Here is an 11808-nt window from a genome sequence, read left to right as displayed (position 1 = left end):
CTCGTCCATGAAAGGCTTTATGATAATATTGCTCCACCGTCAACCATGATAACGGAACCTGTGGTAAATCCGTTTTTCGCGAGATATACGTACGTAGATGCAATATCTGAAGGTTGCGCGATCCTTCCTACCGGTAATTGCCCCGCGACATGGTTGAACAAGCCGGTACGCGGCTCTTCCGTCATTCCTGCATATAGAGGCGTATCCACTAGCCCAGGGGAAACGACGTTAACCCGGATCGGAGCGAGATCTAACGTTAGCCCTCTCATTAGTCCTTCGACAGCCGAATTGATTGCTGCCAGCGTGGATGCAGCTTTAGGCGGCTTCTTGCCGTACACGCCGGAAGTCAGAGTAATGGAACTTGCTTCGTTCAAGTACGGGATCGCGGCTCGAACGGTATGGTACTGTCCCCAGAACTTGCTTTCAAAAGCATTTCTGACTTCCGCAATCGGTAATTCGCGAAAGTCGCCCATCGCGCCTTCGCCCGCCGTTACGACTAAATGATCAAAAGCACCGACCTTACCAAAGAAATTGGCGACGTCATCTAAATGACGAAAATCCAGCTCGTACGCTTCGACATGTTGATGAAGCGCTTGAACAGCATCCGATAACTTAGAGCTGGATCGACTGCCGATAACGACTTTCGCATGTTCGGCAAGGAACGCCTGTGCGGTCGCCATGCCGATACCCGATGTTCCGCCAATAATAACAACACGTTTTCCCTGTAGAGACATAATGAATTTCCTCCAAACCATATTAGTTAGATAGTTATACAAGCATAATAGTAAGAGTTTATACGTTTGTCAATCCCTCCAAAAAGCAATTTGAACGCAAATAATGAGCCAAGCTCAGGGCTTGACGAAACTTTTCATGCTTTATAGTTAGACGTGTATAAATCGTATCATTCTAGTTGGTTCATGAAAAAAAGATCGCAAATTACTCGCCTTGCCGGCCGAATAATTTACGATCTTCTTTTTTCTTTCATGCTTGAACGTGGTTATGAATGAGGACTTCGGATAATTCATCGATGTAAGCCTGCAAGACTTCAGGTTGGAAAACCAAGCTCAAGAACTTGCCCTCGCGTATGCTCGTTATCAGTCCCGCGATTTCAAGCTCTTTAATGTGGTGAGATATGGTCGCGGCGCTAACGTTATGAGATTCATGCAACGTACTGCAGGCTAAAGGTTGATTGGCCTCTTTAATTTCTTTGAGCATTTGATAGCGTCTCGGTTCGGCAAGCGCTCGTGAAATTCTTGCAAACTGGGGCTCGGTCAAGACCGGCATCGGCTCTCTCCTCCTGTTCAAATGAAATCTCCTTTATGATTATATAATTATATATCCATCTAATTGTGTTTTGCAAGTTTTGGCGAATAACAAGTATTCCCTTCATTGCCGGCCGATCTTCTCGATTCTACGCCGACTCGTCTTATCGTTCTTCCTCAAGAGCTCCGTTCTCGGAATTATACGCTGCAACGCCGAGTGCTTTATTATGCCATAAAATCGTTTTGACTCGCTCGTCATCCTCGGCATCGCACCGGACCAGCATAACGATTTCGGATGATCGGGTTCTGCCGAAGGGATCTAACGTCGGCAATTTCTTAACGGAGATCCATTTGATAAGAAACCCAAGAACGCCGCCCGAGACTAGTCCGAACAGCGCCCAAAGAATCGGACCTTGCTTTAATACGAACCCGTAAATACCGCCAACCAGCATGAGAGCCGAACCCAAAATCGCGGCAAGATCGATAAAACTGACGCCATCGGAGTAATGGGCGCTATCAAAGATCCTTTTTTTCTCGTTCCGAACTTGCAGCGGCAAGGTGAAGAGGTTTGATTTCGAAATGCCCATTTTTTCGAGCTCGGTTAAGGCTAATTCAATTGCGACCGAATGCTCGAACGAAGCGACGATATACATGGACTGCTTCCCTTCCGCCGGAGGCAATGGAAGTCTAAACCGGGGGTTCTGATATTCGGAGCGCAGAAATTGCGTTTGCGAAAGCTTGTACTGGATATTATTAATCACGGATTGCGAGTAAGCGAAGTATATGTATCCGCCATAAATCGACGGTATGAATAGGAACCACTGAGGAACGACGACCTCTTTGGCTTTGTCGAAATTACCGATACAGGTGTAATATACTCCCACGAACAAACGCGACTTGGCGATCGTTACCGCCCATGAGATTACGCTGAAAAAGAATGAATACAAATGATTTAAGTACAGCGCGCCTAACCCGGGCATGATCATTTCCCAATAGGTGGCTGTCATAGGACTCACTTTATGAAGCGTATTGACGGCGCCGGAAGACGCCTTGGTTGTCTTGGTGTACGCGGTCGTACGAAAGGATAAAACGTAATTGTTGTTCATGTCGACGCAACGTCGGTACGAATCGAACATCGAAAAAATGTAAACGCCGATATACAAATAGAAAAAGCGTAAATCGATAATTCGAATCGCACCCTCGAAATCCCCCAGCATGGAACAAAATATGGCTTGATTGATCTTCGCAAGATTATTGATGCTGAATTCAAAGATAATCAGCGAGAAGCCAATCAAGGGACTATTGATCATGCAATGACCGTATCCGGGAAATGCGGCCGACCACCATAGCGGTATCCACGGGTTCATCGGGTACTGGATGCTCGCATTCGTAGAATTATTATGGACCAGGTGCGAATAACGTTCGGTTGGTTGCTGAGGCATGTTAGGTTCCTCTAATGGCGGAATGTCGAATCATTAATGAGTATGTGAAAAATCCATGTCGCACATACGTTCAGGGCAATGATCATCGGCGGCCCTTATTTTTGAATCCCCGTTTCTACGACTTCGACGTTTACGTCCAATGCAACGTTTGTCTGCGGATATTGCCTCAGCCACTCCTCTTCCTTCCATCCCCTTGTATGGCTCCGTACCAAGTCCCCTAATCCGAGCGGGTCGATTTTTTCCGTTTTAAAGACATGAATAAGATTCATTCCGTTCTTCGTAAGATCTTTCTCGAATAGTCGTCGTATTTGTTGGAGATTTTGATCGGGAGACTTATTTTGCATGGCGTCTATGACTTCGCCTTTTATGCTGAGGTTTATCGATATACGGGGACCCTGTATGCCTTTCATCACCTTATAGCGAACCTTGGATCGAACGATTTTCATGGCCAGACGGGAACCATTGCCGGAATCAGCCTCAATGGTGCCTTGACGGAGATTGCGGTACAGCAATTTAAAAATAAACATTTCCTTTTCGTTGAGCGAAGCCACATGCTTGTCGTTCTTGAACAATGCCAAACCGGATATTTTCACATGTTCGCCTTGCAATTGAAGAAGCGGCAAGAACGGGTCGAGTCCCTTTCCAAGATAGGCGTATTCAAACTCGTGCAAGTTTTGTCTGGGAACACTTCCGTTTTTCACGTTGGAATCGAGCAAGTTGAACAAGTACATCCCTTTTTCCTCATCCGAACTGAAATTGGCATGCAATAACTCCTTTGCGTTTCCATTCACAATGGCCAAGTACATCACTTGCGAGGCCTGGGCGTCTCGCGATACCACATCCAGCTGTTTGGAAATTCCTTTCTCTGCCAGGTCTTTACCGAATAAAATGACGGATACTTTCCCCGTATTGATCGGGCGACTTAATTGTAAATCCATTAACCCCTTGATTCCCACGCTCGTTTCGCCAACGTTTGAAAGCAGCCTGTTCGAAACGGCACCGGGTTGTTTGGAACGATATTTCGTTGCCGCCATCGTAAATTCAATTTGTTCGCGAACCGCTTTATCGAACGCGCACACGATAAATAGGTTGACTCGATCTAAAATTTGTTGCTTTACGCATCCGGTCAATAGCAAGCAACACGCCAAAATGATCAAGAACGATCGCTTCATCACGCTCTTCTCGCTTTCCATCGAACGAGGTCGGTCAGATACATGCATGGAATATAGACATAAACGATGACGAGTCCGACTTTGGATAGCCCCATTTGAACGGACTCGATTGTTTTACGGTTAGGTATGCAGCATACGACAATGAACACGAGCAAGATAAAAATCGCCAACGCCGTCAACTGTCTGGTACCGAACGTTATTTTCATCGTACGGCTGGAAGCCCATAAGAATAAGCAGCTAATTGGGAATAAACCAAAAATCAAACATGTGGCGCCTATAAAGTCGAATCGCTCTATGAAAGGCATATGAACAAATTTATATTTCGTAAATTCCGGCCAAATTTCCTTGGCGAGCTGCTCGTATTTAAACAACAAGATGGAGAAGAAAATAACGAGCAGATAAAAAAACATCGTAATTGCATTCCCTATCTGCGCCCACTTTTGCGACTTTTCAGGGTTTTTGATAAACGTATAGCAGAACAAGAGGATTTCTACCCCCATGTAGGGAAAGGTCATTTCTTTTGCGGCGAGTACGAGGTCGTTTAACGAATGATCCAGCACGGGCTTCAAATTGGCAAAATGAAAAAAAGGCGCCGTGAATAACATGGAAAAGATAAGCGTATGTTGTGCCAGGCTTAATGTGCAAATGCCCAGAATCACTCTGAATCCGCTGGATACGATGTAATAAATGAGCAACAGCAATACGAGCGCCAAGGCCCAGGTTTCAAGCTCCGGAAAAAGCCACACTTGAATGACTTCGATAAAGAGCCGCAATTGATAACTGGAATTTATCAAAAAATAAACGATAAATAGAAAATTCAGCGCGCCTCCCACCCATTTTCCGAAAAACTGACGATGGATTTCGATGATATCCGAACGATTACGGTTGAGCAGTTGATAAATCATCCAGATGATGATGTGAAAACCGATGCCGGTCAGAAGAACGGAAATCCAGGCGTCGTGTCCAGCGAATTGAACCGGCTTTATCGACATCGATAAATAGCCCAGCCCGAACTGAATAGAGTGAATCAAGACGAGAGCAAGGTAAGGCGAGACCGTTAATCGTTCATTTTGTACGCTGCGCAATTCATATCCACCCGCCATCACTCGTCGATATCTTTCCTTGCTTTTTTGTGCTTGTCGAACCTTATGGGGTTGGTTGATCTGAAAAAACTAAATCGACGGTTGAAATTCGTGTATGGAGCTCGGATCACGCTATCGTATAAGTCTGACGGGCGGAAAGGATAGAACGGCACTAAGTAGGGCATGCCGAGAGACGTTAAACGCAAGAGATGAGTAATTACGGCAAAGCCGCAGATGGCAATCCCCAATATCCCCCATAGTTGAGCCGAGATGATAAAAGGAAACCGAAGTATGCGTATCGTGGCGCTCATTCGATAAATAGGTGTCGTGAATGAGGCAAGGGCCGATAAAGCCACGATTATCAACAAAAAATTGCTTGTTATCGATGCCTCGACTGCGGCGGTTCCAAGCACGATACCTCCGACGATGCCGATTGTTTGTCCGATTTTATTGGGCAATCTGGCGCCGGCTTCCCTTAACAGCTCAATGACGAGCTCCATCGTGAGCACTTCCACTACAGGGGGAAACGGAACGCTAATCCTGGAGGAAATAAGCGTGGGCAAATAGATATTCGAGATGCCATGACCATGGTAAGTGATCATGGCCACATATAGAGGCGTGGCAAAAATGGAGAAAACGACCGAAAGCATGCGGGTAAGTCTAACGATCGAGCCCACGATCCAAGGCAAGTAATAGTCCTCGTACGAGATGAAAAATGATCCAAGGGTCACCGGCGCGAATAGCGCGATCGGGGAGCCATCCAACAAAACGCAAACCTGTCCGGACGAGATTGCCCAGGTAGCGTAATCAGGTCGCTCGGTCCCGATTGTCTGCGGAAATACGGAATTGGAATTATCTTCGATCATTTGTTGCAGCAAGGTAATGTCGGAGAGTTGATCGAATTGTATGTCTTCAATGCGCTGCCTAACCGTATGTAGATACTCCTCATTCGTCAGCCCCTCAATATAACAGATCGCGATTTTCGACTTCGATATACTTCCGACGACGAGTTCTTTGACGCGAAACTCGGGATAAGGAATGCGTTTTCGAATCAAGTACAGATTAATGCCGAGCGATTCCACGAATGCTTCCTTCGGACCTTCCACGGTGAACTCGATCTCGGGCGTGCTGACATCCCTTCCCTTGAATAAGGCGGCCTCGGCCAAGAGGCAAACATTGGCATCCAAACCCTGTTGAATGGCTACAAAGCCTTGCAGGAGTTTATTTTTAACGTGATTTGATTCATGGGAGATTTCTTTTTCCGCTAGGGGGATCAAGTGATAAAGATCGTTTAAAGAGGCCTCGGGATTCTTTGTGACGCAATCAAGAATATGGTCATTCAGCGCTTTCGGATCAACTAGCGTTTTAAAAAAGCCAATAAAGTAATGCGCATCGTTATTTTTGTGCTCGTAGCTGACAAAATCGGTAGATTCCTGACATTCCCCCCATATCCTAGACGTCGAACTCACGGTATTCGTGCCTCCTGATTACCAATCATAACGATAATTATCTCCCAGGAAGAAGAACTTATTCAGACCTGCATGATTTGCTTGCATTCATGAATTGACGAATTTCCTCCTCGATGTTATATTCATACATGCGTCTAACTATAATACACTTTTATAAGCGTCTAACTAAAGGAGGACAAGTCAGTTGACTTAGCGAGATATGCTTCCCTATTGATAACCGCTAACGAAGGATCCGGGCTCTAATATAAAAAATAGGAGTTGAGCTTAACTTGGCTGCAAATAAATCAAAGGCATTTATCATTTTAATCTTGGCATTCGGTATTTTCGGAATCATCAATACCGAGATGGGCGTGATCGGAATTTTGCCGCTCATCGCCGATAACTTTGGCATAAGCGTTTCTACGGCCGGCTTGCTGGTCAGTCTCTTTGCGCTTGCCGTTGCCATATCCGGCCCATTTTTACCGCTGATGTTTTCCGGATTTAACCGCAAGAGCGTCATGCTCCTGGTTATTGGCCTATTCGTGGTCAGTAACGTCGTGTCCATATTCGCGCCTAACTTCACCGTCGCTTTGATCGCTCGCATCGTTCCGGCATTTTTTCATCCCGTTTATTTTTCGGTCGCCTTTACTTCCGCCGCTTCCTCGGTCAGCCAAGATCAAGTTCCTAAAGCGATCGGCCGTGTATTCATGGGGGTTACCGCAGGGATGGTTATCGGTACTCCGATCACTTCCTTCATCGCAAGCGCAACGAACCTGGATATCGCGATGTTATTTTTCGCCGTCGTCAATGCATTGACTTTTCTGGCGATTCTTATCTTTGTCCCCTCTCAACCCGTTAAAGAAAAACAATCCTATGGCAGTCAAGTTCGCGTGCTGAAGAAGGGAAGGGTCTGGGCGGCCATATTCAGCGCGATCTTCATCCTTTCGGGCATGTATGCAACGTTTAGCTTTTTTGCCGAATACCTCGAACGCGTAACGAACATGTCTTCGGACATGATAACCGTGATGCTTGTGCTTTTCGGTTTGACAGGCATTGCAGGTAATTTGCTCGCCGGAAAGCTGCTGTCGAACAACGCATTGAAGACAGCCTTTATATTCCCGTTCATCTTTGTGGCCACTTACTTGATCCTGTTCTTGTTCGGTGCCTTTACCGTCCCGATGATTGCTTTCATCGCTTTATGGGGCGTGCTGTTTACCTTCGGTCTTAACATATCGCAATATATGATCACTTCTTCCGCTCCCGAAGCGCCTGACTTTTCGAACGGGTTGTTTGTTGCCTTCGCCAATCTCGGAGTCACGATCGGTACATTCGTTGGCGGAGCATTCATTAGCGGCTTGGGGACGCGCAGTATCATGTGGTCCGGAATCGTCTTCTTGGCCCTTGGGTTTCTTGCCACCCTGTTCTTCATCTCGCTTACGCGTAAAGCCAAAGCAAATGCCGTCACTAAAGCCGCTGCTTGATTAATTTGATTTCGTCGAACCGCCAGAAATTGAAAAGCGACAGCCAGGGACGAGAATTAAGTCCTAGGCTGTCGCTTTTTAAGATAGATGAAACTTCATAAAGTAGACTTGGAAGACCTCCATGAGAAGACCTTCATGTAAAGCATTACGATTAACCTTGCGACATCGCTTCGCGAAACGTCTTCTCCAACAACATGATTTCCGCTTTTTGATTTACGGCGTGAGTGCCAAGCTTAACGTCGATGATAAAGTCATTACTCAACATCTGACGGTAACGCGAAATAATAGCCTCGTCCGGCAATTCCCCCATCGCCTTCGTTTCGGGCGGGATTACCGGTATTCCGGCGCGTTCGACCAGTTGAATGTTCTGTTTGATATCGGCTGCGATCCTGCGCAGAATGCTTTCGCTTCTCGCTGTCTCTACATCCACCATGCCGTCTTCTGCGTAGAAATGCTTGTTGACGATAGCCAAAGCAGTATGAGAGATATGGAAGGCCAAAATGTTGTCTTGGATGTCGTATTGCAAATTCGCCGCTTCAAGTATGGTGGCAAGTTTTTTTACTCGTTCGGTTACCAGGCCATTTATTTCGCCAAAGATGGTTCCTTGATGTTTTTCCGATCCGAATCGGGCGTATAGAACATCCTCTTTCATGTCTCCGCCGGCACCCGGGAAGCCAGGGAGCAACCGATCGCCCACGATTGCCAACCAACGGTCATAGCCCATGGTGTTGGTCAAGGTGACGATGGTCTTGCTCTGATTGTTCTTCATCGCGGTTAAGGCGGATTCTGCCTGATCATATCGTACGGGAACAAAAATGTAATCGTAGACGTCATCGTCTTCCAGCTTATCTATCGCCTTGATCGGCAATTGCTTGATCGTGCCATTCTCGTTGTATCGCAGTCCGTTCCGTGTCAGCTCATCGAATCGCTTTCCGCGTGCCAACACGGTTACGTCCAGTCCGTACCGTGCAAATCGGAGCGCGTAGACACTGCCAATCACGCCAGCACCAAAGATCAAGAGCCTATGTTGTCTAATGCCCATCAGGATCCTTCCTTCAGCTAAATAGTCAGTGTTTGCTTAAGCAACACCTGCTGTTTATGATAGTAATACCGCGCGCGCATGAATTCAACCCGCAGATGTTGCGGAGAGCAGCTTAAACAACACGCGAGGCTATCTGATGTTTTAGAAGGGGTTTGATGTGGTGAATTTGCAGGATCCAAGGGTATTGCGTACACGACAGTTAATCAGGGATGCATTCCGTGCATTGCTGCGGAGTAAAGGATTCGATGCAATCTCCATAAAGGATATCGCTCGGCATGCCACGATTAACCGCGCTACCTTTTATGATCATTATGTAGATAAATATGCCTTGCTTGACGAGACGATTGAACAGGCTTTTCACGCGATGATCCCCGAAGAAGTGAAGTTGGCGAAGGCATTCACGGCAGAACGATGCGAACAATTGATCTTGATGACCTATGGCTACATGGTAGATTTTTATCGAATATGCAGAATGGATTCCAAGTCGATCGCTTCGCACGTCGATGAAAAAATAAAGAACATGTTGGAGCAAACGATCGAGGGCATATTCTTAAATGAAGATAACCGCCGATTGCCAACCTGCGATCATATTAAGATCCTTTCCGCCATGACAAGCTCGACGATCTATAGTGCCGCATATCGTTGGTTAACGGATGGGGAACAGGATCGAGCGGATTTACTCGTCAATATTGTTCGTCCTTACGTAATGAACGGTCTGGGTTCGTATCGCGAGCGATGAGATTCGACGTTTCGTTACCCATGGCAAATCTTCTTGTCCCAATGGCTAAAACAAAAAAGCCGCGCTACGCGCGGATCTTAATAGGCATATGTTCTTGTCCGCCGACAGCTGCTGCCGCGGTTTCGGCATGAGTCCGCCGGTCTTGGGCCCGATTTTATTTTCGGCAGATAAAGATCAGTTCATGGTGGTCGGAGTTAGCGGGCTCGTCGCTGAAATCCCCAAAGATCCGTATGTCGCCGAAGCCCGCGCGCTCAAGCATCAACACCAACTCGTTCTTCGTATAGTCATCCAACCGTTGCGTGTGAACTTCCTCCTTGATCAGGTTTCCTTCGTGCCACAGCCGCGCTCGTATCTGACGGGTGGCAACGTTCTCCAACGGATCTGTCTCAAGCGACCGGGCAGCTACTTCCAGCTCCGTGCCATCGGCCAAGCGCTGGCGCTCGCCGGATGCGGGCCATTCCTCGCGTTCAGCATGCCTGTACTCGGGCAACCTCGCCATCCAAGCAGGCGGATCGTTCCATCGCACCGCATAGTTGAATGCGAACGCGCCGCCTGGACGCAGATGCTCATGGCATCGCTGCATGGCCTGCATCGTCAGACGATGCTCCCCGCCGAGACCGATCACCCCGCAGGCAAATATCGTCCTGTAGCGCCGGGGCAAATCCAGCTCGTGCATGGCCTGCGCATAGAGCCGCGGTGAAAGGCCTTGCTTGGCTGCTCGCTCCCGGCAGACGGCGAGCATATCCTCGGAGTAGTCGCAGCCGTCCACATCCAGACCATCCCGCAACAAAAGAAGCAGCAAGCGTCCACTGCCGCAGCCCAGATCAAGCGCCGGTTGTCCGGACGTCTCGATCAGCTTCTTGAAGTACGCCCCTTCCGGACCGGCTTCGGTGGCATTCGCCCACGATTGCGCGACAAGGCCATAGTGCCATATTCGGGGTCTTTGCATAGTCGGATGACCTCCCTGATAGTGGGTGAAAATCAATCGCGATACCTACCCGTCAAGTCGTTCCATCGCTACCGTTGCGATATTCGCCAAACCATTTGGCTGCGCTCACGAAACCGAAATTAAGGGTGCTGAAGTCATGGCGATCACTCGCTTTCCCTGGGATGGTTTTACCATAGCATGGTTTCCAGCTATTTCCCAGCCATCATGTTAGGTTATAAACGATTGTAATCAAACTGTACGGGACGTTTCTCGTAAAGCCGAAGTTGCCCGTACAGTGTAGCAACTAAAAAAAAGGAAATGCTCCGATGCATTTCCTTTAAAGTCGGCTTCGATTCCAGACCAGCGGTTACGTTTTCTTTTTTATTTTGTTTCGTTTCCCTGCAAGCCATTGCGTGCATATTCCCAAAGCGATCAATCCAGCGGCCGACAAGAGCATCCAGCCAATCAGGGGTATGCTCGAAAAAGCGGCTAGCATGCTGGCGCCGATAAGGACTTTCAACCAATCGGGCATGTGCTCCGATCCCTTGATCATTTCGCCTATTCGATAACTGATCACCGTTATTCCCATTGCCAACGCGATGAGAAGCACGAGCAGCATCAGAACCAAGATCGGAATGCCGATCACGGTAACGAGCAGCAACGCGCTTAAGGCCGCAATAACCAAGCCGCTTAACAAACCGGTATATAAGAGCCGTCCCATGGTTTCGATCTGATATCGATCGATAAAAGCGGCTGTTTTTTGTTTGCCGAGAACCCTGATTAGGACGGGGATCAGAACTAAAAGCAGGCTTCCGGCGAGCTGCAGCGCCCATAGGCTCAGTGCGATTCCGCCACCGGTCAGAAGACTGTTTTGCGTCGCGCCATCCAGCGAAAGGTCATAGATATCGTCTCCTATCGAGGCTCCCGGATCTTGGTTCACCTTCCCTCCTATTACGACAATCACGCCGGTAATCTTGGCCGTGCCGCCTAGATGCAGGTTGCCATTAACGACGACAACGATGCCTTCTACTTGGCCGAGGATATCGGCATCGCCTCCCACGACGTACACGTCGTCGACGGTTTGCCCTGCGGGAACGGTTGTATGCTGATGCTCGAAAATGCTTGTCGCCGATGCCAAACCCGGGATGAGCAGCAGGAGGAGCATAAAGCCGCAAAAGGCGCAGGTTAGTTTTCTCAATCCGACCATCCCCT

Annotated in this window: 11 protein-coding genes; 2 read left to right on the top strand and 9 right to left on the bottom strand. The window is 47.9% G+C overall.

Annotated elements, in window-relative coordinates; translation table 11 throughout:
- Positions 1 to 17: 17 nt before the first annotated feature.
- The 6 genes from GT019_RS13975 to GT019_RS13950 all read right to left on the bottom strand — a co-directional run bounded on the left by GT019_RS13975 (position 18) and on the right by GT019_RS13950 (position 6427).
- The gene (locus GT019_RS13975; RefSeq protein WP_161743791.1) at positions 18 to 734 is read right to left on the bottom strand and encodes an SDR family oxidoreductase; all 717 of its coding nucleotides are present in this window, start codon (positions 732 to 734) and stop codon (positions 18 to 20) included.
- A gap of 247 nt (positions 735 to 981) precedes the next feature.
- Positions 982 to 1284 carry an ArsR/SmtB family transcription factor gene (locus GT019_RS13970; protein WP_161743790.1) on the bottom strand — a complete coding sequence of 101 codons (303 nt, stop codon included), beginning with the start codon at positions 1282 to 1284 and terminating at the stop codon, positions 982 to 984.
- A gap of 142 nt (positions 1285 to 1426) precedes the next feature.
- On the bottom strand, positions 1427 to 2704 hold the full coding sequence (locus tag GT019_RS13965; protein WP_161743789.1) for a hypothetical protein: 1278 nt from the start codon (positions 2702 to 2704) through the stop codon (positions 1427 to 1429).
- Between the two features lie 95 nt (positions 2705 to 2799).
- Positions 2800 to 3876, bottom strand: coding sequence for a Ger(x)C family spore germination protein (locus tag GT019_RS13960; RefSeq protein WP_161743788.1), 1077 nt, complete (start codon positions 3874 to 3876; stop codon positions 2800 to 2802).
- On the bottom strand, positions 3876 to 4979 hold the full coding sequence (locus GT019_RS13955; RefSeq protein ID WP_235948054.1) for a GerAB/ArcD/ProY family transporter: 1104 nt from the start codon (positions 4977 to 4979) through the stop codon (positions 3876 to 3878). Before GT019_RS13955 ends, GT019_RS13960 begins: the two co-directional genes overlap by 1 nt.
- Positions 4979 to 6427: a spore germination protein gene (locus tag GT019_RS13950; RefSeq protein ID WP_161743786.1), complete on the bottom strand. Its 1449-nt coding sequence runs from the start codon at positions 6425 to 6427 to the stop codon at positions 4979 to 4981. Before GT019_RS13950 ends, GT019_RS13955 begins: the two co-directional genes overlap by 1 nt.
- Before the next feature lie 269 nt (positions 6428 to 6696).
- Here GT019_RS13950 and GT019_RS13945 point away from each other — a divergent pair, with 269 nt between their 5' ends.
- Positions 6697 to 7887 (top strand): MFS transporter, encoded by a 1191-nt coding sequence (locus GT019_RS13945; protein WP_161743785.1) that lies wholly within the window; start codon positions 6697 to 6699, stop codon positions 7885 to 7887.
- 151 nt (positions 7888 to 8038) lie between these two features.
- On the opposite strand, the gene GT019_RS13940 is transcribed toward GT019_RS13945, so the two are convergent.
- Positions 8039 to 8929, bottom strand: coding sequence for a ketopantoate reductase family protein (locus GT019_RS13940; RefSeq protein WP_161743784.1), 891 nt, complete (start codon positions 8927 to 8929; stop codon positions 8039 to 8041).
- 157 nt (positions 8930 to 9086) lie between these two features.
- Here GT019_RS13940 and GT019_RS13935 point away from each other — a divergent pair, with 157 nt between their 5' ends.
- The gene (locus GT019_RS13935) at positions 9087 to 9668 is read left to right on the top strand and encodes a TetR/AcrR family transcriptional regulator (RefSeq protein ID WP_161743783.1); all 582 of its coding nucleotides are present in this window, start codon (positions 9087 to 9089) and stop codon (positions 9666 to 9668) included.
- Positions 9669 to 9822: 154 nt separating this feature from the next.
- Here the strand turns inward: GT019_RS13935 and GT019_RS13930 are convergent, their stop codons facing one another.
- Both GT019_RS13930 and GT019_RS13925 read right to left on the bottom strand, forming a co-directional pair.
- Positions 9823 to 10617: a class I SAM-dependent DNA methyltransferase gene (locus GT019_RS13930; RefSeq protein WP_161743782.1), complete on the bottom strand. Its 795-nt coding sequence runs from the start codon at positions 10615 to 10617 to the stop codon at positions 9823 to 9825.
- A gap of 346 nt (positions 10618 to 10963) precedes the next feature.
- A complete protein-coding gene (locus GT019_RS13925) occupies positions 10964 to 11794 on the bottom strand; it encodes a hypothetical protein (RefSeq protein ID WP_161743781.1) in 831 nt (276 codons plus the stop codon).
- Positions 11795 to 11808: the final 14 nt, after the last annotated feature.

Origin of the sequence: Paenibacillus glycinis, assembly GCF_009909185.1 — a bacterium.
Taxonomy (GTDB): Bacteria; Bacillota; Bacilli; order Paenibacillales; family Paenibacillaceae; genus Paenibacillus_Z; species Paenibacillus_Z glycinis.
Note: the sequence above shows the minus strand (reverse complement) of the source record. Positions and strands in the feature narration are given on the sequence as shown.

Excerpts from the sequence above, each read along its gene's own strand:
- GT019_RS13960 (WP_161743788.1), bottom strand. The coding sequence starts at position 3,876 with ATGAAGCGATCGTTCTTGATCATTTTGGCGTGTTGCTTGCTATTGACC.
- GT019_RS13940 (WP_161743784.1), bottom strand. The coding sequence starts at position 8,929 with ATGGGCATTAGACAACATAGGCTCTTGATCTTTGGTGCTGGCGTGATT.
- GT019_RS13975 (WP_161743791.1), bottom strand. The coding sequence starts at position 734 with ATGTCTCTACAGGGAAAACGTGTTGTTATTATTGGCGGAACATCGGGT.
- GT019_RS13970 (WP_161743790.1), bottom strand. The coding sequence starts at position 1,284 with ATGCCGGTCTTGACCGAGCCCCAGTTTGCAAGAATTTCACGAGCGCTT.
- GT019_RS13955 (WP_235948054.1), bottom strand. The coding sequence starts at position 4,979 with ATGGCGGGTGGATATGAATTGCGCAGCGTACAAAATGAACGATTAACG.
- GT019_RS13930 (WP_161743782.1), bottom strand. The coding sequence starts at position 10,617 with ATGCAAAGACCCCGAATATGGCACTATGGCCTTGTCGCGCAATCGTGG.
- GT019_RS13965 (WP_161743789.1), bottom strand. The coding sequence starts at position 2,704 with ATGCCTCAGCAACCAACCGAACGTTATTCGCACCTGGTCCATAATAAT.